This is a genomic window from Caulobacter sp. Root655 (assembly GCF_001427665.1).
Lineage (GTDB): Bacteria > Pseudomonadota > Alphaproteobacteria > Caulobacterales > Caulobacteraceae > Caulobacter.
Window position 1 is genome coordinate 12,216 of sequence record NZ_LMHC01000026.1, and the last position, 22,705, is coordinate 34,920.

Here is a 22,705-nt window from a genome sequence, read left to right on the forward strand (position 1 = left end):
TAACGGAGGCGACATGAGCGCGCACATCCTGACCTTTCCGGCGCCCCTTCTTCCGCCGCCACCGCCCTTGCCGATCGCCGGTCACGCCCTGTTCCTCGATCTGGACGGCACCCTCGCGCCGTTCGCGGATCGGCCCGACGCCGTGGGAACCGATCCCAGGCGCACCGACATCCTGACGCGCCTGGGCGTGCGGTTCGAGCAGCGGCTGGCGGTGGTCAGCGGTCGCACCCTGGCCGAGGTGACGGCGCTGACCGAAGGCGTGGTGGTCGCCGTGGCGGGCGTCCACGGCCTGCAGCGCCGGACCAGCTGGGGCGACGAAGTGGCCTTCCGCACCGACCCGAGGCTGGAGGAGGCGCGCGTCGTCTTCGCGGCCCTGGCCGGTGCCCAGGCGGGCCTTCTGGTCGAGGACAAGGGCGTCAGCGTCGCGCTGCACTATCGCCTGGCCCCGGCCGCCCAGGACGCAGTGCGCGACGCGGCGCGACGCCTGGAGACCTCGACGGGTCTGGTGCTGCAGGAGGGCGACCATGTCGCCGAGCTGCGCACCGCCGGCCCCGACAAGGGCGACGCCGTCGACGCCTTCCTGGGCGAGGCGCCGTTCGCCGGGGCGCGGCCGATCTTCGTCGGCGACGACGTCACCGACGAGGACGGCTTCAAGGCCGCCGCGGCGGCGGGCGGTTTCGGGGTCCTGGTGGGGATGGCCCGAACGACCGCGGCGACCTATCGGCTGGACGACGTCTCCGACGTGCTCGACTGGCTGGAAGCCGCCGCCCTGGACGGCGCCGCATGAGCCGGCTGATCGTCGTCTCGAACCGGGTCAACCCGCCCAGCGACGCCAATGTCGGCACGACGGGCGGCCTGGCCATGGCCCTGGCCGCCGCCCTGCGGGAATATTCCGGCGTCTGGTTCGGCTGGAGCGGCGAGACCGTCGAGGCCTTCACGGGCCAGATCTCGATGCAGAAGGTCGCCGGCGTCACCGTCGCCCTGGTCGACCTGGAGGAGCAGGACCGGCAGGAATATTACAACGGCTACGCCAACAAGACGCTGTGGCCGCTGCTGCATTCGCGCACCGACCTGGCGGCCTACGAGCGCTCGTTCGGGGAGGGCTATCAGCGGGTCAACCGGCGGTTCGCCGAGACCCTGGCCCCGCTGATCGGGCCGGGCGACCTGGTCTGGATCCACGATTACCACCTGATCCCGATGGCGCAGGAACTGCGGCGGCTGGGGGTGACCAACCGCATCGGCTTCTTCCTGCACATCCCCTGGCCCAGCCGGCAGCTGATGACCACCCTGCCGCAGCACCGGGAACTGGTCGAGACGATGCTGGCCTACGACCTGATCGGCTTCCAGACCCGGGACGCGCTGGAAGCCTTCGAGGACTATGCCGCGCGCGAACTGGACGGCCATGTGGACGACGGCGTGCTGACCGCCCAGGGTCGGCGGGTGGCGATCGGGGCCTTCCCGATCGGCATCGAGGCGGACGCCTTCGCCCAGACGGCCCAGGGCCCCGAGGCCCAGGCCGCCTTCGCGGTCATGCGCGCCAGCCAGGCCGGGCGCAAGATGATCCTCGGCGTCGATCGCCTCGACTATTCCAAGGGGCTGGAGGAGCGTTTCCACGCCTATGAGCAACTGCTGGCGGACCATCCCCAATGGCGCGAACAGGTCTTCCTGCTGCAGATCGCCACCCCCAGCCGCGACGAGGTCGAGGCCTACCAGGAGATCCGCGCTCGGCTCGACGGGGTGTCGGGACGGATCAACGGCGCCTACGCCACCGTCGACTGGGTGCCGATCCGCTACGTCAATCGCGGCTACCGGCGTGACCAATTGGCCGGGATCTATCGGGCGGCGGAGGTCGGCCTGGTCACCCCCTTGCGCGACGGCATGAACCTGGTGGCCAAGGAATATGTCGCCGCCCAGGACCCGGAGGACCCCGGGGTTCTGGTGCTGTCGCGCTACGCCGGGGCCGCCGAGCAGATGGAGGAGGCGGTGATCGTCAATCCCTTCAGCCGCGAGGACATGTCCGAAGCCCTGGCGTCAGCCCTGGCCATGCCCAGGGCCGAGCGCGTCTCCCGGTGGGAACGGCTGATGGCCGGGGTGCGGCGCGACGACGTCGCGGCCTGGCGCGACGCCTTTGTCCAGGCCTTGCAGGGCGGAGCCGGGCGCGGCGAGCTGCGGGAGGTCGCCGCGAACTAGGGTGCGTTTGCCATGTGGCGGCGCGTTGCGTCCTTCGAGGCTTCGCTACGCTGCGCACCTCAGGATGAGGAAGTCTGTGCAAATTTCCTCATCCTGAGGCGCCCTCCAGAGGAGGGCCTCGAAGGACGCAGGGCGAAGGCCCCATCGGCCTTCACGTCGCGTCGTGGAAAATCACGCCGACCGTGTGGCGCTTGCCCGAGATCAGCTTGCTGACGCCGTGGCGCAGCTTGACCTGGTAGTCGCCGCGCACGCCGTGCATGGGCCGGCTATTGACGGCGAACAGCACGGCGTCGCCCTTGCGCAGCGGCACGACCATCGGCCGGGTCTGCATGCGGGGCCGCTGCTCGGTCATCACGAACTCGCCGCCCTGGAAGTCCTGGCCAGGCTCGTCCAGCAGCACCGCGACCTGCAACGGGAACACATGCTCGCCGTAGAGGTCCTGGTGCAGGCAGTTGTAGTCGCCCGGGCCGTACTGGAGGATCAGCGGCGTCGGTCGCACCTGTCCGGCTTCGTGGCACCGCGCCAGGAAGGCGGCGTGGTCGTCGGGGAACCGCGCGGCCTTGCCCATCCGCTCGTGCCAGCGGTTGGCGATCGGCGCCAGGCGCGGGTAGAGCGTGGTCCGCAGGGCCTGGATCAGCGGCGGCAGCGCGTAGCTGAAGTACTTGTATTCCCCCTGGCCAAAGCCGTGCCGCCCCATGACCACCCGGCTGCGGAAGCCGTTGTCCCGGAGGTACAGGCCGGCCAGCGCGTCGCATTCCCTGGAGTCCAGCAACCTGGGCAGCAGCGTCCAGCCCTGGGCGTCCAGGTCGGCGGTGACGCCCGGCCAGTCGATCACGTCGATGCGCGGGTCCATGTTCGTCTCGCTCACGCCACGCCTTCCATGTTGATCAGGCGGCGTTTGCGCGGCACGCCCCAGCGGTATCCGGAAATCGAGCCGTCCGCCTTGACCACCCTATGGCAGGGGACGGCGACAGCGACGCGGTTGGCGGCGCAGGCCGCGCCGACCTCCTGGGCGGTGGCCGGCATCGGCAGGGTCTTGGCGATCGCGCCGTAGGTTCGGGTCTCGCCCGACGGGATGGCCCGCAACGCCGCCCACACCGCCAGTTCCAGCGGCGAGCCGCGCAGGTCGAGCGCCAGGTCGGTTCCCAGGTGCGGGGCGTCGACCAGGGCGACGGCCTTGGCGACCGTTTCCGTCAGGGCGGCCTGGTCGTTGACGAACCGGGCGGCCGGGAAGGCGTCGCGCAGGTCGCGCGCCAGCCGGTCCTGGTCGTCGCCGAGCAGGATGGCGGCGACGCCGTGCTGGCTTTCGGCGACCAGCACCGCGCCGAGGGTCGTCTGGCCGACACCGAAACGCAGGGTCTCGGTCATCGTGTCTGTGATTTGCATGTCCATGGTCAGGACCTTTCCTGTTTGGACCAGACTATCGGCGCGCGGCGGCGGCTCGGCGCTCCGGCCCTTGCTTTCAAATTCGATTTTCGAGGGGCGACGACGCGGATCAAGCCGTCAGGGCAGGATGCAGCGCCGGGCGATAACCGGCCCGCAGCGTCGCGAGCGTCGAGGGCGGGGTGAGCAGCGCGCGGGCGCGGTCGATATCGACCGACGGGCCGTAGCCGGTCTCGGTCCAGGCATGGGCGACCCCGGCGACGACGGCGTAGGCCGTCCCATCCACGGCGATCATCGCGCCGTCCGGCAGGTCGCGAACCGCCACGTCGATCGCATGCAGCCGCTTGCGGCGGCCGACCAGGCGCTCGCCGTGCAGCACCTCGTCGATCTGAGGCGCCGTCGGCCGCGCGACGCCCTTGGCCCGCATCCAGGCGGCGCGGAAGGCCTCGGCGGCGTCGCGCCGGCAGTAGAAACAGGGACGGTGACCGGCGGCCAGCGCCGTGGCCTCGTCGAGGAAGAACAACTCGGTCCAGCTGCGGCGCGCCATCACCTGGCGATGGAAGTCCTTGTACTGGCAAGCGCAGACCAGCCAGGCTCGGCTGGCCCAGCGCTTGTCGAGCAGGGTCTTGGTCGCCGGGTCGTGGATGATCCCGCGGTTGCCGGTGAACAGCCCGCGCTGCGGGATCGCCACGATGTCCCCGAAGGGCGTCACACGGTTCTGCAAGGGCATCGGCGGGTTTTCCGTTCCGTCGGTCCCGAACCCTAGGCCAACTCCAGGGCCGGCGTCGCTTCGCGATCGAGCAGGCCGCGCTTGCGCTCGACGCCCCAGGCGTAGCCCGATAGCGCGCCGTCGTTGCGCACCACCCGGTGGCAGGGGATGGCGACCGCGAGATTGTTGGCGGCGCAGGCCCCGGCCACGGCCCGCACGGCCTTGGGCGCGCCGATGGCGCGGGCGATCTCGGCATAGCTGACGGTCCGACCCGGGGGGATGTCGAGCAGCGCCCGCCACACCCGCTGCTGGAAGGCGGTGCCCCGTACGTCCAGCGGCAAGTCCAGGCCGAGGCCGGGGGCCTCGACGAAGCCCACCACGCGGGCCACCAGCAACTCGTAATCGGCGTCGCCGCCGGTCAGCCGCGCCTTGGGGAAACGGTCCTGCAGGTCGCGCACCAGGGCTTCCGGATCATCGCCGATCAGGATCGCGGCCACGCCCTTGGCGCTGGACGCCACCAGGATCGCGCCCAGCGACGATTGGCCCACCGCGAAGCGCAGGGCCTCGTCGACGCCGCCCGCGCGGTAGCGGCTGGGCGTCATGCCGAGCATGGCGTTGGCCTTCTCGTAGAACCGGCCGCTGGAATTGAAGCCGGCGGCGTAGATCGCCTCGGTCACGGATTGGCCCTGGGCCAGGGTCTGGCGCACGCTCCGGGCCTGGTGGGCCGTGACGTAGTCCTTGGGGGTCAGGCCGGTGGCGGCCTTGAACAGGCGGTGGAAGTAGCCGGCGCTGAGCCCGACCGCCTCGGCGAGGTCCGACAGCGACGGCGGCTCTTCGCTCCGTTCGATGATCCGGCAGGCCCTGGCGACCAAGGCCAGGTTCTCGGCGTCCCGCGACACCCCCTCCGGATTGCAGCGCTTGCAGGGGCGGAAGCCCGTGGCCCTGGCCGAGGCGAGGGTGTCGTGCAGGTCGACGTTTCCGGCATGGGCGGTGCGCGACGGGCACGACGGCCGGCAATAGATCCCAGTGGTCGACACCGAGTACCAGAACGCGCCGTCGGCCGTGCGGTCGCGGGAAAGCACCCGCGCCCAGCGTGGGTCGTCCGCCGTGGCGATTGTCCTGATGCGTTCCATCGTCCTGGTCATGGCCGACCCTCGTCACGTTCGTGAGGGCCATCATGCCGGGTTCGCGCGAGCTTATCGTTCCGGTTCTTGCTCTCGAATCGAAAGAGGGCGCGGGCCGCGAGACCCTGACCGGCGCACGTCGCCAGCTCATTGGGAAATGCCCTGCGTCCTTCGAGGCCCTCCGTTGGAGGGCGCCTCAGGATGAGGAGCGTCGTACTGCCTTCCTCATCCTGAGGTGCGCAGCGTAGCGAAGCCTCGAAGGACGCACAGGGCCCGCCGACCTCAACTGTTGCTAGGCCAGGCCGAAGACGCGGGCCGCCGACCAGAGCGCTCCGAAGAACAACGCCCATCCCGTCGCGAGACTCAGCTCCGGATAGTTCCGCCACCACTGCAGCGGCGCGTTCATCAGCTTGCGACGCATGTTCCCTCCCCGGGATTTGTTACCGCTATTGACGCCGCAGGAACCGCCCCGCGCAAGCAACCTGCGGTGTCGGGACAAATCTCGGGGACGTCCCGACGAGACCGGCGGCGGAAAACCGCGCGCCATGGATCTAACGAGGGGGAGGAAATGGTGGATGCTGCAGGGATTGAACCTGCGACCCCCTCGGTGTGAACGAGGTGCTCTCCCGCTGAGCTAAGCATCCGCCGCGTCGGCCGGGTCATGAGACCCCGCCGCGAGGGACGGGCCTATAGCCCGAGGTTTCGGGGACTACAAGAGGTCAAAAGCGTGATGCAGGCCTGGGGAACGTCCGGAAACGCATCTATCAACAGATCTCCGCCCAGGGTCTCGACCGGGACCTCGGTGTAGCCGAACGAGACCAGCAGCACCGGAACGCCGGCCGCCTTGGCGGAAAGGGCGTCGTTGATGCTGTCGCCGACCATGACGGCGCGGGCCGGGTCGCCGCCCACGGCCGCGATGGTGGCCAGCAGATGGCGCGGGTCGGGCTTGGCGGCCGGGGCGTGGTCGGCGCCGACCACGGCGTCGAAATGTCGCGTCAGGTCCAGGGCGTCAAGCAGGGCCACCGACAGGTGAGTCAACTTGTTGGTGCAGACCGCCAGCTTGGCGCCGGCTTGGCGCAGGCCGACCAGGGTTTCGACCACGCCGGGGAAGGGGGCGCTCTCGTGGGCGATGCGGCCCAGATAGAGGGCGATGAAGCGCTCGACCAGATCCGGGGCGCTTTCGGCGTTCAGCGGCGCGCCGGCGGCGGCGAAGCCGCGCTCCAGCAACGCCTTGGCCCCGCGCCCAACCATCTTGCGCACGTCGTCGAAGGGCAGGGGCGGCAGGCCCTCTTCGCGCAGGATGATGTTCAGCGAGGCCACCAGGTCCGGGGCGGTGTCGACCAGGGTGCCGTCGAGGTCGAAGGCGATCGTCGCGCCGTCCAGGATTCCCCGGGGCAAGATGTCGTCCTGCAAGATGTCGTTCTGGGCATGCATGGCTCTGGCCTTTCGGCTAAACGCGCGGCTAATGCAACTTTGGTCCGCCCAACGGGAGTCGCCTAGCCCATGACCAGTCCTTCGCCTCGCAAGCGCGCGGCCGTCATCCTGGCCGCCGGCCAGGGCACGCGGATGAAGTCGCCGACCCCCAAGGTGCTGCACAGGATCGGCGGCCGGACCCTGCTGGACCACGCCATCGACGCCGCCGAGGGGCTGGGCTGCGAGCGCATCGTGGTGGTGGTCGGGGCCCACAGTCCGCAGGTCGGCGAGCACGCCCGCAAGCGCCTGGGCGAAGGCGCCACCGTGATCCAGGACCCGCCGCTGGGCACCGGCCACGCCGTGCTGGCGGCCCGCGAGGCCCTGGCCGATTTCGACGGCGACGTGGTGGTCACCTATGCCGACTGCCCGCTACTGACCGCGCCAGTCATCGAGCCGCTGTTCGCCCTGCGGGCCAAGGCAGCCGACGTGGCGGTGCTGGGCTTCGAGGCCGCCAACCCGACGGGCTACGGCCGGCTGATCATGGCCCCGGGCCATGTGCTGCTGCGCATCGTCGAGGAGAAGGAGGCCGACGAGACGGTCAAGCAGGTCAAGCAGTGCAATTCCGGTGTGCTGGCCGCCGACCGCGCCACGCTGTTCGACCTGCTGGCCCAGGTCGGCAACGACAACGCCAAGGGCGAATACTACCTGACCGACATAGTGGGCCTGGCCCACGACCGCTCGCTGGCCACCCGCGCCGGCTTCGCGCCCGAGGCCGCCGTGCAGGGCGTCAATTCCCAGGCCGAGCTGGCGGCCGCCGAGGCGGTCTGGCAGTCGGGCCGGCGCCACGCCTTCCTGGTCGAGGGCGTGACCATGCCGGCTCCCGACAGCGTCCACCTGTGCTGGGACACCCAGCTGGCGGCCGGCGTCACCGTCGAGCCGTTCGTGGTGTTCGGCCCCGGCGTCAGCGTCGCGGCCGGCGCGGTGATCAAGGCGTTCAGCCACCTGGAAGGCGCGACCGTCGGCGAGGGCGCCCTGATCGGTCCCTACGCCCGCCTGCGGCCGGGCGCCGAGATCGGGGCCGAGGCCCACATCGGCAACTTCGTCGAGGTCAAGAAGGTCAAGGTCGGCGCGGGCGCCAAGGCCAACCACCTGTCCTATCTGGGCGACGGTTCGGTGGGCCCCAAGGCCAATATCGGGGCCGGGACGATCTTCTGTAACTATGACGGCTTCGACAAGTTCGAGACCCATGTCGGCGCGGGGGCCTTCATCGGCTCCAACACCGCCCTGGTCGCCCCCGTGCGGGTCGGCGACGGGGCGATGACCGGTTCTGGGTCGGTGATCACCAAGGACGTCGCCGCCGGGGCCCTGGCCCTGTCGCGCGCGCCACAGAGCGACAAGCCGGGCTGGGCGGAGCGGTTCCGCACCATGAAGCTGGCGAAGAAGGAAAAGAAATGAGCGCCGACGATCAGAAGCGGATTTCGGGTGAGGCGGCGGCGCAGCTCGTCGAGAACGGCATGGTCGTGGGCCTGGGCACCGGCTCGACGGCGGCCTGGTTCGTCAAGGCCCTGGCGGCACGCAAGCTCGACATCCGCGGCGTGCCGACCTCGGAGGCCACCGCCAACCTGGCCCGCGAGCTGGGCATCCCGCTGGCGGCCCTGGACGACGTCAAGAGCATCGACCTGACGGTCGACGGAGCCGACGAGATCGGTCCGGGCCTGTCCCTGATCAAGGGCGGCGGCGCGGCCCTGCTGCGCGAGAAGCTGGTCTGGGAGGCCTCCAAGCGCTGCGTGGTCATCGCCGACGCCGCCAAGCACGTGACGGCCCTGGGCAAGTTCCCGCTGCCGATCGAGGTGGTGCGCTTCGGCCATGTCCACACCGGCCAGCGCCTGGCCGACATCGCCGCCGAGTTCGACCTGCTGCCGCCGCGCCTGCGCATGGCCGAGCGCGGCGTGGTGGTCACCGACGGCGGCAATGTGATCTACGACATGGCGGCCGGGGTGATCGCCGAGCCCGCCGCGCTGGCCGCCGCCCTGAAGGCGGTGACCGGCGTCGTCGACCACGGCCTGTTCCTCGACCTGGCCGACGAGGCTCTGCTGGGCACCGACCAAGGGGTGGTCAAGCTCGTTCCCTAGTCCCATATCCTCCGTCTTCCGGCCGCGTGGCTTCGCCGCGCGGCCGACCCGACACAGTGACCTCCGGAGCGCCCGCGATGGCTGAGTACGACTTCGACCTCTTCGTGATCGGCGCCGGTTCGGGCGGCGTGCGGGCCGCGCGCCTGGCCGCGATGAGCGGCGCCAAGGTCGCCGTGGCCGAGGAGTACCGGGTCGGCGGCACCTGCGTGATCCGCGGCTGCGTGCCCAAGAAGTTCATGGTCTATGCCAGCGAGGTCACCAGCCAGCTGAAGACCGCCAAGGGCTACGGCTGGACGATCAATGGCGCGACGTTCGACTGGAAGGCCTTCCTGCACGACAAGGACGTCGAGATCGCCCGCCTGTCGGGAATCTATGTCACCAACCTGCAGAAGGCCGGCGCGCACCTGCTGCACGGCCGGGCCCAGATCGTCGACAAGCACACCGTCGAGGTGTTGCCCAAGGAAGGGAGCAAGGACGCCGGCCGTTACACGGCCCGCAAGATCCTGGTGGCCACCGGCGGCCGGCCCTGGCGTCCCGACTTCCCCGGCGCCGAGCTGGGGATCACCTCGGACGAGGCCTTCCACCTGCCCACCCTGCCCAAGCGGGTGATGGTGGTGGGCGGCGGCTATATCGCCGTGGAGTTCGCCAGCATCTTCAACGGCCTGGGCGTGCAGACCACGCTGCTCTATCGCGGGGCCAACATCCTGCGCGGCTTCGACGACGACGTGCGCTCGCACCTGGCCGACGAGCTGGAAAAGCGCGGGATCAAGGTGGTGCTGGGCTGCGCCCACAAGAGCATCGAGCAGACGCCGGATGGCCTGCTGAGCACGCTGAACAACGACCTGACGTTCGAGACCGACGCGGTGATGTTCGCTACCGGCCGCGACCCCTATGTCGAGGGCCTGGGCCTGGACAAGGTGGGGGTGAAGCTGAACGACCGCGGCGCGATCGTCGTCGATGACCACTCCAGGACGACCGCCGACAACATCTGGGCGGTGGGCGACGTCACCGACCGCATCAACCTGACCCCGGTGGCGATCCGCGAAGGCGCGGCCTTCGCCCAGACCGAGTTCTACGACAACCCCACGACCTTCGACCACGACATGGTGGCCTCGGCCGTGTTCTCGCAGCCGCCGGTCGGCACGGTGGGGATGACCGAGGCCCAAGCGCGCCACGCGTTCGGCAAGGTCGACATCTACCGCGCTGTGTTCCGGCCGATGAAGGTGACCTTCTATGGCGGCCAGGACCGCTGCCTGATCAAGCTGGTGGTCAAGCAGGACGACGAGAAGGTGGTCGGCGTGCACGTGGTCGGGCCGGACTCGCCGGAGATCATCCAGATGGCCGCCATCGCCGTGAAGATGGGCGTGACCAAGAGCCAGTGGGATTCCACCTGCGCCGTCCACCCGACCCTGGCCGAGGAACTGGTGACGATGCGCGAGAAATACCTGCCGCCGGAAATGGGCGCATGACCGCGTCCGTGACCGTGGACGGCGTCGCGCCGCGCCGCACGCCCTGGCTGGGCGGGGTCGCGATCTTCCTGGTCGTGATGACGCCGCTGCTGGCCTATCTGGCCCCGCTGGGCTTCGCGCCGCTGATGGCCCTGGTCGGCCTGCTGGCGCTGCCCGGCCTGCGGCTGACCCGCGCTGCCGCGCCGCCGCTGCTGATCCTGCTGGCCCTGGCCCTGTGGGCCCTGGTCAGCATGACCTGGAGTCCGGCGGCGATCGATCCAGCCACGCTGAAGGACTACGGCGACATCGAGAAGCTGACCGCCGTCAAGCTGGTGTTGCAACTGGCGACCTACGGCGCGGCCGCGGTGGCGCTGCGCGGTCTGTCGGAGGCATGGGCCGGCCGCGCCGGTATGATCCTGGCCTATGCGATGGTGGGGCTGGCCGTCCTGGTGACGATCGACGCCGCCACCGGCGCGCCGATCTATCAAGCCCTGCACGCGGTGACCGGCGAGCCGATCCGCCCCGACGTGGCCTTGGTCAAGGTCTCGCTGGCGACCTACGCCCTGGCGCTGCTGTTCTGGCCGGTCTCACTGATCCTGTCGCGCCGACACGCGCCGCGCGCCATCCTGCTGCTGGTGGTCGGGACCGTGGTCACCTCCAAGCTCGTCAGCTCCGACGCCTGCCTCGTGGCCCTGGCGGCGGGCGGATTGGCCTGGTTGCTGGTGCGTTACGCGGGTCGGACCGGCGCCAAGGTGCTGGTGGTTCTGGTGGCCGCGCCGTTCGTGCTGGCCCCGCTGGCCGTGTTGGCGGGCGTCGAGACCGGCGTCATCGCCTGGCTGCACAAGCTGGTCCCGGCCTCGTGGGACGCCCGGCTCAACATCTGGACCTTCGCCGCCGACCACGTCCAGACCCACCCGTTCCGCGGCTGGGGCCTGGACGCCAGCCGGACCTTCGGCATGGCCATCCCGCTGCACACCCACAACGCCCAGCTTCAGCTGTGGCTGGAGCTGGGCGCCGTCGGCGCGGCCCTGGCGGGGGTGTTCTTCTGCTGGCTGGCCTATGGGGTGGTGCGGATCAGCGAGCGTTCGCGCGGCGAGGCGGCGATGGCCGCTGGCGCGCTGGTCAGCTACCTGGTGATCGGGGCGCTGAGCTTCGGTGTCTGGCAGGAATGGTGGCTGGGCCTGGGCGCCCTGACGCTGATCGCTTGCGATCTGGTGCGCCGGATGGGCGCGCCGGACGAGGGCGACTGGGATGAACTTACCCCGCTGGCGTGAATTTGACCGGCGCGTCGCAATGATTTTGCCTTTTGATCCCGGTTAAGATAGAAACCGCTCCTTTTTGAAAAGTTCGAGACCGCCATGACCAGCCGCTGGACCCCGTCGTCGTGGAGAGCAATGCCTGCGAAACACGTCCCGACCGACTATCCGGACGCGGGCGCGGTCACGCGCGTGGAGCAGACCCTTCGCCAAATGCCGCCCCTGGTGTTCGCCGGTGAGGCGCGCCGCCTGAAGTCCCTGCTCGGCGACGTGGCCGAGGGCCGCGCCTTTCTGCTGCAGGGCGGCGACTGCGCCGAGAGCTTCAAGGAATTCCACGCCGACAACATCCGCGACACCTTCCGCCTGATCCTGCAGATGGCGGTGGTGCTGACCTTCGCCGGCGGCAAGCCGGTGGTGAAGCTGGGCCGCATCGCCGGCCAGTTCGCCAAGCCGCGCTCGGAGCCGATCGAGACGATCGACGGCGTGACCCTGCCGTCCTACCGCGGCGACAACATCAACGGCATGGACTTCACCGCCGAGGAGCGCATTCCCGATCCGGACCGCTTGCTGAAGGCCTACGGCCAGTCGGCGGCGACCCTGAACCTGCTGCGCGCCTTCGCCAGCGGCGGCTATGCCGACCTGCACAACATCCATCGCTGGACCCTGGGCTTCGTGGGCGACAGCCCGCAGGGCGCGCGATACCGCGAACTCTCCGACAAGATCAGCGAAAGCCTGACCTTCATGGCGGCGATCGGCGTCACGCCGGAAAGCCACCCGGGCATGCACCAGGTGGAGTTCTTCACCAGCCACGAGGCCCTGCTGCTGGGCTTCGAGGAAGCCATGACCCGCGTCGATTCCACCTCGGGCGACTGGTACGACACCAGCGCCCACCTGCTGTGGATCGGCGAGCGCACCCGCCAGCTGGACGGCGCCCACATCGAGTTCATGCGCGGCGTGAAGAACCCGATCGGCCTGAAATGCGGCCCGACCATGGAGGGCGACGACCTGCTGCGGCTGATCGACGTGCTCAACCCGCACAACGAGCCGGGCCGCCTGACCCTGTACGGCCGCTTCGGCTCGGACAAGATCGCCGACCGCCTGCCGCGCCTGATGAAGGCCACCAAGGCCGCCGGCCGCTCGGTGGTCTGGGCCACCGACCCGATGCACGGCAACACGCTGAAGGCCTCGACCGGCTACAAGACCCGGCCGTTCGACCGCATCCTCTCGGAGGTGAAGTCGTTCGTCGAGATCGCCAACGCCGAGGGCGTCCACCCGGGCGGCGTGCATCTGGAAATGACCGGCCAGAACGTCACCGAGTGCCTGGGCGGCGCGCGGGCGGTGTCGGAAGGCGATCTCGCCGACCGCTACCACACCCATTGCGACCCGCGCTTGAACGGTGAACAGGCGCTGGAGCTGGCCTTCCTGGTGGCCGAAAAGCTGAAGTCGGCGCGCGACGACCAGCGGCGGCTGGCCGCCGGATAACGCGGGTCTTCGAAGCGCTGGCGGAGCTGTTCGGCGGGGTATAGCCTCCTTCCTTGGAAGGAAGGCTATGCCGTGGACAGTCTCGCGATCTCCCGGCGGCGGATAGCCGCCACGCTCGCCCTGGCGCTGGGTTCCGTGCTTTCGGCTCCGGCGTTCGCCATCGACGCGTTCGGAGCGGATACGCCCGGTCTTCCCGACGAACAGCTCACTGAACCCACCAGGCCGCTCGGCGCCGCGCGTCGACTGACGGTGCAGGTCAGGATCAACGACTCCGGTCCCTATCCCTTCCTCATCGACACCGGCGCCAACAGTTCGGTGATCTCCAAGGACCTGGCGACGAGCCTCGACTTGCCGTCGCGGGGCCAGGCCAACCTGCACAGCATCGCGGGGGTCGAACTGGTCGACACGGTGGTCGTCAATGACGTCAGCGTGGGCCGGCGCACGCGGCGCGGGCTGATCATGTCGGTGCTCCCCAGCCGATACATCCAGGCGGCGGGTATCCTCGGCCTCGACTGGCTTGGATCGCAGGGATTGATCCTCGACTTCGCCCGCAACCAGATGCGGCTGGGCTCGATCTCTCCGATGAGCAACGCGCTCTCTGTCACCGTGCCCGTGAAAACCAGACGCAGCGGCCTGCACCTGATCGACGCCAGCGTGTCCGGGGCGCGGGTCCTGGCCTTCCTCGACACCGGCTCGACCACCACGGTGGGCAACACCGCCCTGATGCATCAGGCGATGCGGCGCCGGGCGGTGAGCCGCGATTGGGCCGATATCACCCTGCTGAGCCTGACCGGCCAAACGTTCCAGGGACGGCTGGCGGCGCTCAAGTCCGTCGAGCTGGGGAACCTCAAGCTGGGCAACGTGCCGGTGGTGTTCGGTCCCGTCCACACCTTCGAGTACTGGGGATTGGTCGACCAGCCGGCGATCCTCATCGGAACCGACGTCCTCAACAGTTTTGAAACGGTGGCGCTCGATTTCACCCGGGGGCAGGTGCATTTCAAATTGCTCTCGTCTTCGACAAGCCGGGACGCCACCACGTCTTGACCGGCCGCTCGCCGCTCTCCAATGGTTGTTTGAACGGAGTGCGTCGATGAGTTTGCCGGCTAGGTTGAAGCGTGAACTGCGGTTCCTGAAGGGGCTTTCGCGCACCCTGAAGCGCGTGAAGTCCATCGCGCCCGACAGCGCCAACCTGGTTTGCGACGACCTGGAAGCAGCGGTCGACAAGTGGCCGTCCAGCCCGGCGATCACCTTCGAAGGCAAGACCATCACCTATGCCGAGCTGGACGGCATCGCCAACCGCTACGCCCACTGGGCCAAGGGGCAAGGGATCACGCGCGGCCAGACCGTGGCGCTGTTCATGCCCAACCGGCTGGAATATCTGGCGATCTGGTACGGCCTGTCGAAGGTCGGAGTGTCCACGGCCCTGATCAACAACCAATTGACCGGCCCGGCCCTGGCCCACTGCCTGAAGATTTCCAACGCCCTGCACTGCATCGTCGACGCCGAGACCTCGCCCTGTTTCGAGCAGGTGAAGGGCTTGCTGGACCCCATCCGCCATGTCCAGCAATGGGTGCTGGGCCCCGTGCATGGCGACCAGCGCGACCTGGTCAACGCCCTGAAAAGCTGCAGCCAGCTGCGTCCCGACCGTCTGACGGCCCGCAAAGGCCTGGTCGCCAAGGACACCGCGCTCTACATCTTCACCAGCGGCACCACCGGCATGCCCAAGGCCGCCCGCATCACCCACATGCGGGCCCAGCTCTATATGCGCGGCTTCGCGGGTTCGACCGACGCCCGCGCCACCGACCGCATCTACATGACCCTGCCGCTGTACCACGCCACCGGCGGCCTCTGCGCCATGGGCGCGGCCCTGCTGAACGGCGGCTCGGTCGTGCTGCGCAAGAAGTTCTCGGTCAGCCAGTTCTGGGACGACGTGGTCGCCGAGAACTGCACGATGTTCGTCTATATCGGCGAGCTGTGCCGCTACCTGGCCAACCACCCGGAAAGTCCCAACGAACGGGCCCACAAGATCCGCCTGATCTTCGGCAACGGCCTGCGCCCCGACGTCTGGGACACCATGCTGGACCGCTTCAAGGTGGGTGGCGTGCTGGAGTTCTACGGCGCGACCGAGGGCAATGTCTCGCTGTTCAACTTCGACGGCCGGCGCGGGGCGATCGGCCGGATTCCGAAATACCTGCGAAGCAAGTTCAACATCCGCATCGTCAAGTTCGACGTCGAGACCGAGACGCCGGTGCGCGGCCCCAACGGCTGCTGCATCGAGGCCGCGCCCGGCGAGGTCGGCGAGTGCATCGGCCATATCGCCGGCGACGCCCGCTCCAACTTCACCGGCTACGCTGACAAGGCCGCCACCGAGAAGAAGATCCTGCACGACGCCTTCCAGAAGGGCGACGCCTGGTTCCGCACCGGCGACCTGATGCGCTCCGACGGCGACGGCTACCTCTATTTCGTCGACCGCATCGGCGACACCTTCCGCTGGAAGGGCGAGAACGTCGCCACCAGCGAGGTGTCCGAGCGTCTGTCCGGCGTCGAGGGGGTCCGCGAGATCAATGTCTACGGCGTGCCGATCGGCGACCTGGACGGCAAGGCCGGCATGGTCTCGCTGGTGGTCGGGCCCGAGTTCGACATCACCGCCCTGGCCGCCTATGTCGATCGCGAGCTGCCGACCTACGCGCGGCCGATCTTCGTGCGCCTGCAACCCGAGATCGAGACCACCGGTACCTTCAAATATCGCAAGATGGACCTGGTGCTGGAGGGCTTCGACCCCGCCAAGATCAAGGACCCGCTGTATTTCCGCGATCCGGCCAAGGGCTATGTGAAGCTGACCAAGGCGGTCCACGCCAAGATCCTGGCGGGCGCCTACCGCCTGTAGGGGCGCGCCCGCCAGTGGTCAAATCCCGGGACGATGTTGTGATCGGCGCGAGGGATGCCTCGTGGCCGGGCGGGGTATAGATTGTCGCCCGAGATCGGGAGGGCCATCGTCGGAGCGCCATCATGGCCGAACCTCATAGCGACACCACACCCAATCCATCCACACCCAATCCATCCACACCCAATCCATCCACACCCAATCCATCCACACCCAATCCATCCGCGGGGCCCTCGCGGGAGAGCGCCGGACCGCCCCGGTCCCCGGCGGCCGAACCGGCGTCATTCCGTCCGGCCGGCGAGCAGGACGGGACGGCCCCCGAAGCCAAGCCCGCACCTGGGGAAGGCAAGATCGAGTTCACCCACGAAGGCGGGGACATGGCGGCGGCGGGCCACCAGGCGATGCTCGCCTCGGTCCGTCTTTGGGAGCAGGCGCTAGAACCCCTCCAGGCGTTGGTGTCCAACATGACGCGATGGAGCGAAGAGTTCTGGCGCGAGGCGGCCAGCGGCCTGCGTCCCGTACCGTTCTCGCGGTTCCTGAGCCCGGCGCCGTTCCTGGACCTGCCGTCGATCGACGTGAAGGAACGGGTCGACGCCTATGTCGTGTCGGTGGAATTGCCGGGGCTCACCGACCGGGACGTCACCGTCTCGACCGAGCGCGACATGCTCCGGATCCAGGGCCAGAAGACCCAGGACCACGACGCGGCCACCCAGACTTACCGGCGCAGCGAACGCTGGTTCGGACATTTCGAGCGGATCTTCCCGCTGCCACCCGGGACGGCCGCCGACCGGATGACGACCTCGATGCGCGACGGCGTCCTGGAAATCATCCTGCCCAAGGTCGGGTCGGCGGTGGAGCCGCCCCCGACCGGGGTTCGTCACTGAGGGGAGGGGCGGGGTCGGTCCTTGGGTCTCCTCCGCCACCCTTTCGGTCGTCATCCCGGGCCTTGTGCCCGGGATCCCTCTCTCCGCCGCAAGGGCAGGAGTGTGGCGCGCTGGCGCGCCACTGCGCTTCACCATCAGCTGAACCAGGGGTCCCGGACACAAGGCCCGGGATGACGGTTGAAAGGTGGAGTGTAGAAAGAAGGGTTCGACGGCCCGGGCCGCGCCCCGACATCGTCGGAGGCAGATACAGCGAAGCCCGGCGTTCACCTCCTTTTTTCGGGAGGGGGATCGCGTCGGGCTTCCTGGTCCGGTCAATCGCCTCATATTTCGGAGGTGATCCTCCCAGATCGGGATCGACGGCTTTCGCCTTCGATCCATCATAAAAACGATCCTGGCCCTCCAGCGTTCCCACCGGAAGCTCAAAAAAATGAGATTTCGAGGTCGACGAATTTTCGTGGCTGACCAATACGCCTGAGCGGGAACGCCAAGAGCCGTCATGGTGACACTGTCACCGTAATCCCTGTCAGTCGAACTGACGGGCCGCCAACGTCTCTAGATGATTTTGTGCGCGCGGACTGGCGCGTATCTGATCAACCTCCGATTACAGATATGGCAATGCGCGCGCGATCGTTGACATAACGGTGTTTTTCGAGGCCAGTTCGCTGCGAAGGGGAGCTCCAATGAAACGCGCCATCGCCCTGTGCATGATGCTGAGTGTTGCCGCCGTGCCGAGCGCTGCTCAGCAGCCGACTGAGACTGAATCCACCCGGATCGTCGAGTTTTTCTTCAACGATCCGGCCGTCACCCCGGACATGATGAAATCTACTCTGTTGAAGGTCTACAACGGCATCGGAGTGGACGGCTTCAAATTCGAAGGCAAAGGGGTTTCGATCCAGCACACGAAATTCCGGGTTGGAAGCCATCGCCCACCCTGCGTTGGTGACCTCGATGCACAGACCCAAATAGGCCAAGCGCTAGCGGTGGGCGGCGGCGCGATGCTCGGCGCTTCGGCGGCCGGCGGCCCAGGCGCCCCCGTGATCGCCGCGATCGGCGCCGCTATCGCCACCGTGGGGGCGATCCTGGCCGCCGACCCACAGCAGACCAATTCGAATTGCTCTCTGGCGTGTACGGCGGTCGCCGGCCACTACGACGACGCAGACCTGAGATCGAAACTGCGGGTGCAGTTTCTGTACTCTAAGTGGGGCGGTGCGCCATTCACTCAGTTCACCCCTGGCAGTGATGGCGAATACTTCTATGCATCTGATTGGGAGCTTCGACAGGTCGATCTACCGATCGACAAGGCTTCTGAGTTGGCCGGCGTCAGCTTGGTGAAACATAACGAGGGGATCGGACAGCCTCCCGACCAAGGGCTTCAATCGTGCCCCGTGACGCTTGTGTGTTCCCAGATCAGAAATTGGTCGCACACGCGCGACCAATCGCTTCAGGTCGTCGCGACACTTGATAGAGACCACGTCGCATCTGGCGCGTGCCTAGATCCGACCCTGGTCAACAAGGATTTGTACGCCGACAACATCGTCAAGGCACTCCCCGCCGAGTATGTGGACCACTATTATCAAGCCATGGCGAAACGCGCGAGAATGCCGCCGCAGTAAACACGCCTTTTTTTGACTGTAGGCGGTCGCGACGTTCCTGATCGGCCAGTTCGCATGGCACATCAGGCCGCAAGGGCGAGATCCAGCTGGCGAGTTAGACCGCCCCCATCCTACCACCACAACCCTACAACTCCCCTGCCACCCCGCCCCAGTCGGCCGGGTCGACGTCGGCGATCGATTGCGAGAAGGTCCAGACGTGGCCGGCCAGGTCGACGGCGACGTACTGGCGCTCGCCGTAGGCGTGGTCGCTGGGCGGGCCGACGATCCAGGCGCCGTGGGCCTTGGCGTGGGCATGGTGGGCGTCGACGTCGTCGACCCGCACCATCACGCCGTGGACGCGGTCGCCCTTGGCCAGGGTTCCCCGGGCCTTGGTGACAACCAAGGCGCCGTCGCCGATATTGAGCTGGGCCCGATGGTCGCCGATCGTCAGGCGCGGGGTGAAGCCGAAGGCGGCGCACAGCCAGTCGACGGCCGCCCCCACCTCGGGATAGGCCAGTTCCGGTATCACCGCGGCGCGCGGCATCGAGCGATTGGCCAGCATGGCTTCCTCCTTCGGGTCCCGTCAGGCGCCGCAGGCCGCTCCGTTCAGCTTCCGCTGATAGGCCTCGGCCAAACTCATATAGGGCGGCAGGAAGGTGTGCAGCACCACCGTCTTGCCGTCCGTCGTCACGCCCGCCGCCCCGGCCCGCATCTCGAAGTGCAGGTGGATGGTGGTCGGCGTGCCGCCGAAGTCGTTGGCCACCTTGCCCAGCCTCTGGCCGACGGCGACGCTGTCGCCTTCATGCACCGCCAGGGTCGTCATCTGCATGTGCAGGTAGCGATAGGTGCGGTGCGGGGCGGCCGAGGCGGTCAGGGTGACGGTGTAGGTCCCGATGTCGGTGATCACGCCCTTTTCGGCCGCCACCGCCCAGTGCAGGTTCTTCTTGCAGGTGGCCGGGCGGATGTCCTGGCCCTGGTGGCCCGCGCCGCCGGCGCACAGCGGCGTGTCGCGCGAGCGGGCCTCGCAGAAATTGTCGCGCCAGGGCAGGCTGTAATTGGCGCTGTCGCACTGGCTGGTCCCGGCCGGACCCAGGCCGCCGCCGTGGCCATAGACCTGGGAATTGGCGAAGGCCGCCTCCTCCAGCGGCCAGCACATGCTGGGCGACCACACCGTGCGGTCCAGATAGCCCTTGCCCTGGCCGGCCGGGATCGCGCCGGGCGGTCCGTGGTCGAAGGCGGCGGGCGAGGGGGCCGGCGGCGTGGCCGGCTGGACCGGCGGCTCGGCGACCGGCGGGATCGGCTCGCCGGGCGTCTGCTCGGCGCCGCCGTCGCCGGGGACGTCCTCCGGCGTCGGGGCGCCGGGTTCGGGCGAGGCCGGCGTCTTGACCTCGCCGCCGGGCGTCGCCGGTTTCGGGGTCTTGGGCTCGCAGGCGCTCAGGGCCAGGGCGGCCATCAGCAGCATGGGCAAGAAGGGGGGCGGTGAAAGAGCGAGGATCCCGCGCATCGGCCTAGCCCCCCAGGCCGGCTTCGGCGCGGGCGGCGGCGCCCATTACCACGGCGGTGGTCTTGGCCGCCAGCCCCTGGGCGTAGTTGTCGTCCATGCAGCGCGGGTCGGTGGGCGCGTCGCAGCGCACCTCGACGGTGTAGAGCACGCCATAGCGCACGAAGCTGATCAGCTGGCCATCGACCGTGCGCTGGGTCGTCGCGCCCTCGGGGCCCACGGGGGTGATCTTCAGCGGCGCGCCGGCCGGCAGCGGGACCACCGTGGTCGTGCCGCTGAGCGAGACGCCCAGCCCCGGCGCGTCGGCGGTCAGGGTGTAGTAGTCGCCGAACGAATAGAGCCGCGCCCCGGCCGTCAGGTCGGCGTCGGTGGGCAGCAGGATCGGCACGCGGGTGGCGTCCACCGCCGCCTTGTCGAGGTTGGGCGCCAGGGTCTCGCCGGCCCCGCCGGTCTGGCGCAGTCCGCCGACCGCGCCCTGCCAGTCGACCCGGCCGCCGGTCCGCTGGCGTCCCGCGACCAGGGCCCCGCGTCGGGCCGCCAGCTGGGCGGCCGTCGGCCCAGCGCTTGGGACCTGCGCCCCCGTCGCGGGATCGACCCGCGTCTGGGAATCCGCCGCCCCCAACACCCCCGCCGCCAGGACGACGCCCAGCAGCATACCCGTCACCAGTCGCATGAGAGCCCCCTCGCATCACGCCGTTCTCTCAACCATAGGGCGCCGGCGGGCCGCTGTTAACCTTTCATCGGCGGGCCGATGATGAAGACCCGATCTCGCAGCGCGATTGAACGCGCGGGACATCCTGGCTATAGGACCTGTCTGATCACGGGTCATGTGTGTGGCGGCCCGATAAATCCCAAGCTTCTTCAAACGGATAGGGTGATTTCGCCATGCTGCTGACGATGATGAAGGCCAAGCTTCACCGCGCCACCGTCACCCAGGCCGACCTGGACTACGAAGGCTCGATCGCCATCGACACCGACCTGCTGGACGCCGCCGGCATCCTGGCCAACGAGCAGGTCGACGTGCTGAACATCACCACCGGCGCCCGCTTCACCACCTACGCCATCGCCGCGCCGCGCGGCTCCAAGGTGATCGGCGTCAACGGCGCCGCCGCCCGCCTGGTGCAGAAGAACGACACCGTGATCGTCGTGGCCTATTGCCAGATGCCGGCCGAGGAGGCGCGCAACTACGCCCCCACCGTCGTGCTGCTGGAAAACGGCAACCACATCAAGAAAGCCGCCTGAGGGTGCGGCGCCTCGCCGTCCTGGCGCTCGCGGCCGTCGCGCTGGGCGCCTGTTCGCCCAAGCTGCCGCAGGGCGTCGACGAGGCCCGGCTGTCCGAGACCGTCGGCCGCGCCATCGGCGGGCCCAACACCTGCGTGATGCTGGCCGACAAGGCCGGCAAGGTGGTGTGGAAGGCGGGAGGCTACATCACCTGCGCCCGCAACCTGCCGACCTGCGCGGGGGCCACGGCCACCGCCCAGACGGTGCTCGAGGGCGCGGCGGGCCGGCCGGCGCGGTTCGCCAGCTGCCCGTCGGGCCCGGGCGTCGCCACCGTCGGCTGGGCCATGGGCCTGGTCCCGGCGGGCGAGGGCCGGCCGGACCGCGGCCTGTCCTACGTGGCGGTGATGGAGGGCGAGCGCGCCTTGCCGGGCCGCGAGGTCCAGGACCGGGTGGAGCGGGCGTTCAGGAAGGCGGGGCTGTAGCAATCTCCCTTCCCCCTTGATGGGGGAAGGGCCGGGGATGGGGGTGATGCGGCGGTTCAGCGGCACGGCCGCTGTCACCCCCACCCCCTAACCCCTCCCCCATCAAGGGGGAGGGGAGCAGCGGTCTTACTTCGCCACTTCGTAGGTCGCCGTCACGTCGATGCGCACCTTCAGTTCGCCGGCCGCGATCGGGCTGCTGTCGGACATCTCGCGCTTGGCCATGGCGTACATCGGCATCGGCTGCGGCATGGGCTGGTAGCCGCCGCCTTCGTTCAGGCTGACCAGGCGGACGATCTTGTAGCCGGTGGCCCGGGCGTAGAGCTCGGCCTTGGCCTGCAGGGCCTTGACCGCGTCCAGCCGCGCCGCGTCCTCGGCCGCGTCCGGGTTCTGCAGGCCAAAGCTGATGCCGCTCACATTGGTGGCCCCGGCCGAGACCGTGGCGTCCACCGTCTGGCCCAGCTTGGACAGGTCGCGCACCCGGATCGTCACCTGGTTGCTGGCCTGGTAGCCGTTCAGCTTGGGCGGCTGGTTCTGCTCGTAGACATATTGCGGATTGACGTTCAGGCCCGAGGTCTGGACGTCGCGGTCCTCGATGCCGGCCTTCTTCAGGGCGGCGATCACCTTGTTCATCTGGGCGGCGTTGCCCGTCAGGGCCTGGGCGGCGGTCGGGGCGTCGGTCGTCACGCCCAGCGAGATGGTGGCCAGGTCGGGGACCACCTTGGTCTCGCCGAAGGCCGACAGGTTCAGGGTGGTGGCGCGGAAGGCGGCGTCGGGCGCGCTCTGGGCGTGGGCGGGCAGGGCGGCGACGGCGGCCAGCAGCGCGCCGGCCAGGGCCGCGGAAGCGGCGGCGGCCGAGCGGGAAATCTTGGCGGTCATGTTCGTTGTTCTCCGTGCGGGCTCTTTGTTTAGCCGAGGGCCGCGACCTTGGTTGTCCATCCTCCGACCACAATCAAGCGTTGCCGAAGGACGACCGTTCCCCTCCATGACAGCCCCAACCTGAACCG

23 protein-coding genes and 1 tRNA gene are annotated in these 22,705 nt (G+C 68.9%); 13 read left to right on the forward strand and 11 right to left on the reverse strand.

Annotated features, from left to right (window positions below):
- The first annotated feature begins 13 nt into the window (after window positions 1-13).
- Together otsB and otsA are read left to right on the forward strand one after the other, a co-directional pair.
- A complete protein-coding gene (gene otsB / locus ASD79_RS20790) occupies window positions 14-787 on the forward strand; it encodes a trehalose-phosphatase (RefSeq protein ID WP_056725200.1) in 774 nt (257 codons plus the stop codon).
- Window positions 784-2,190, forward strand: a complete 1,407-nt coding sequence (otsA, locus tag ASD79_RS20795) for an alpha,alpha-trehalose-phosphate synthase (UDP-forming) (RefSeq protein ID WP_056725202.1) — start codon at window positions 784-786, stop codon at window positions 2,188-2,190. Before otsB ends, otsA begins: the two co-directional genes overlap by 4 nt.
- A gap of 151 nt (window positions 2,191-2,341) precedes the next feature.
- Here otsA and ASD79_RS20800 read toward each other — a convergent pair whose 3' ends face one another.
- From ASD79_RS20800 to gph, 7 genes are all read right to left on the reverse strand, one after another.
- On the reverse strand, window positions 2,342-3,043 hold the full coding sequence (locus tag ASD79_RS20800) for a 2OG-Fe(II) oxygenase (RefSeq protein WP_056725535.1): 702 nt from the start codon (window positions 3,041-3,043) through the stop codon (window positions 2,342-2,344).
- A gap of 11 nt (window positions 3,044-3,054) precedes the next feature.
- Complete coding sequence (locus ASD79_RS20805; RefSeq protein ID WP_056725204.1) at window positions 3,055-3,582, reverse strand: methylated-DNA--[protein]-cysteine S-methyltransferase; 528 nt, start codon at window positions 3,580-3,582, stop codon at window positions 3,055-3,057.
- A gap of 103 nt (window positions 3,583-3,685) precedes the next feature.
- The gene (locus tag ASD79_RS20810) at window positions 3,686-4,303 is read right to left on the reverse strand and encodes a hypothetical protein (RefSeq protein WP_056725205.1); all 618 of its coding nucleotides are present in this window, start codon (window positions 4,301-4,303) and stop codon (window positions 3,686-3,688) included.
- Window positions 4,304-4,335: 32 nt separating this feature from the next.
- A complete protein-coding gene (gene ada, locus ASD79_RS20815) occupies window positions 4,336-5,427 on the reverse strand; it encodes a bifunctional DNA-binding transcriptional regulator/O6-methylguanine-DNA methyltransferase Ada (RefSeq protein ID WP_056725207.1) in 1,092 nt (363 codons plus the stop codon).
- 271 nt (window positions 5,428-5,698) lie between these two features.
- Entirely contained in the window at window positions 5,699-5,827 is a 129-nt protein-coding gene (locus tag ASD79_RS25370; RefSeq protein WP_255357002.1) for a hypothetical protein, read from the reverse strand.
- A gap of 148 nt (window positions 5,828-5,975) precedes the next feature.
- Window positions 5,976-6,050: transfer RNA gene (locus ASD79_RS20820), tRNA-Val, on the reverse strand.
- Window positions 6,051-6,093: 43 nt separating this feature from the next.
- Window positions 6,094-6,840: a phosphoglycolate phosphatase gene (gph, locus tag ASD79_RS20825; RefSeq protein ID WP_056725208.1), complete on the reverse strand. Its 747-nt coding sequence runs from the start codon at window positions 6,838-6,840 to the stop codon at window positions 6,094-6,096.
- A 69-nt stretch (window positions 6,841-6,909) separates the two neighbouring features.
- Between gph and glmU the strand changes: the two genes are divergently transcribed.
- The 9 genes from glmU to ASD79_RS20870 all read left to right on the forward strand — a co-directional run bounded on the left by glmU (window position 6,910) and on the right by ASD79_RS20870 (window position 18,518).
- A complete protein-coding gene (glmU, locus tag ASD79_RS20830) occupies window positions 6,910-8,274 on the forward strand; it encodes a bifunctional UDP-N-acetylglucosamine diphosphorylase/glucosamine-1-phosphate N-acetyltransferase GlmU (protein WP_056725209.1) in 1,365 nt (454 codons plus the stop codon).
- Entirely contained in the window at window positions 8,271-8,951 is a 681-nt protein-coding gene (rpiA, locus tag ASD79_RS20835) for a ribose-5-phosphate isomerase RpiA (protein ID WP_056725211.1), read from the forward strand. The genes glmU and rpiA overlap by 4 nt, the downstream gene beginning before the upstream one ends.
- A 77-nt stretch (window positions 8,952-9,028) precedes the next feature.
- A complete protein-coding gene (gene gor, locus ASD79_RS20840) occupies window positions 9,029-10,420 on the forward strand; it encodes a glutathione-disulfide reductase (RefSeq protein WP_056725213.1) in 1,392 nt (463 codons plus the stop codon).
- On the forward strand, window positions 10,417-11,673 hold the full coding sequence (locus ASD79_RS20845) for an O-antigen ligase (RefSeq protein ID WP_056725224.1): 1,257 nt from the start codon (window positions 10,417-10,419) through the stop codon (window positions 11,671-11,673). The genes gor and ASD79_RS20845 overlap by 4 nt, the downstream gene beginning before the upstream one ends.
- 84 nt (window positions 11,674-11,757) lie before the next feature.
- Window positions 11,758-13,137, forward strand: coding sequence for a class II 3-deoxy-7-phosphoheptulonate synthase (locus ASD79_RS20850; protein WP_056725226.1), 1,380 nt, complete (start codon window positions 11,758-11,760; stop codon window positions 13,135-13,137).
- A 72-nt stretch (window positions 13,138-13,209) separates the two neighbouring features.
- Window positions 13,210-14,181, forward strand: a complete 972-nt coding sequence (locus ASD79_RS20855) for a retroviral-like aspartic protease family protein (RefSeq protein ID WP_056725228.1) — start codon at window positions 13,210-13,212, stop codon at window positions 14,179-14,181.
- Window positions 14,182-14,227: 46 nt separating this feature from the next.
- Window positions 14,228-16,024: a long-chain-acyl-CoA synthetase gene (locus tag ASD79_RS20860; RefSeq protein WP_056725234.1), complete on the forward strand. Its 1,797-nt coding sequence runs from the start codon at window positions 14,228-14,230 to the stop codon at window positions 16,022-16,024.
- 461 nt (window positions 16,025-16,485) lie between these two features.
- Window positions 16,486-16,905 carry an Hsp20/alpha crystallin family protein gene (locus ASD79_RS24455; protein ID WP_162252390.1) on the forward strand — a complete coding sequence of 140 codons (420 nt, stop codon included), beginning with the start codon at window positions 16,486-16,488 and terminating at the stop codon, window positions 16,903-16,905.
- Between the two features lie 680 nt (window positions 16,906-17,585).
- The gene (locus tag ASD79_RS20870) at window positions 17,586-18,518 is read left to right on the forward strand and encodes a hypothetical protein (RefSeq protein WP_056725245.1); all 933 of its coding nucleotides are present in this window, start codon (window positions 17,586-17,588) and stop codon (window positions 18,516-18,518) included.
- Window positions 18,519-18,642: 124 nt separating this feature from the next.
- Here the strand turns inward: ASD79_RS20870 and ASD79_RS20875 are convergent, their stop codons facing one another.
- From ASD79_RS20875 to ASD79_RS20885, 3 genes are read right to left on the reverse strand one after another with little or no spacing between them, the layout of a single operon-like run.
- Window positions 18,643-19,059, reverse strand: coding sequence for a VOC family protein (locus tag ASD79_RS20875; RefSeq protein ID WP_056725247.1), 417 nt, complete (start codon window positions 19,057-19,059; stop codon window positions 18,643-18,645).
- 21 nt (window positions 19,060-19,080) lie between these two features.
- The gene (locus ASD79_RS20880; protein ID WP_056725248.1) at window positions 19,081-20,001 is read right to left on the reverse strand and encodes a M23 family metallopeptidase; all 921 of its coding nucleotides are present in this window, start codon (window positions 19,999-20,001) and stop codon (window positions 19,081-19,083) included.
- Window positions 20,002-20,005: 4 nt separating this feature from the next.
- Window positions 20,006-20,671 carry a hypothetical protein gene (locus ASD79_RS20885; protein WP_056725250.1) on the reverse strand — a complete coding sequence of 222 codons (666 nt, stop codon included), beginning with the start codon at window positions 20,669-20,671 and terminating at the stop codon, window positions 20,006-20,008.
- Between the two features lie 212 nt (window positions 20,672-20,883).
- On the opposite strand from ASD79_RS20885, the gene panD reads away from it, so the two are divergent.
- Both panD and ASD79_RS20895 read left to right on the forward strand, forming a co-directional pair.
- Window positions 20,884-21,240, forward strand: coding sequence for an aspartate 1-decarboxylase (gene panD, locus ASD79_RS20890; protein WP_056725253.1), 357 nt, complete (start codon window positions 20,884-20,886; stop codon window positions 21,238-21,240).
- Window positions 21,241-21,242: 2 nt separating this feature from the next.
- Window positions 21,243-21,701: a hypothetical protein gene (locus ASD79_RS20895; protein WP_056725255.1), complete on the forward strand. Its 459-nt coding sequence runs from the start codon at window positions 21,243-21,245 to the stop codon at window positions 21,699-21,701.
- A 126-nt stretch (window positions 21,702-21,827) separates the two neighbouring features.
- Here the strand turns inward: ASD79_RS20895 and ASD79_RS20900 are convergent, their stop codons facing one another.
- Window positions 21,828-22,577: an SIMPL domain-containing protein gene (locus tag ASD79_RS20900; RefSeq protein WP_056725256.1), complete on the reverse strand. Its 750-nt coding sequence runs from the start codon at window positions 22,575-22,577 to the stop codon at window positions 21,828-21,830.
- Window positions 22,578-22,705 lie beyond the last annotated feature (128 nt).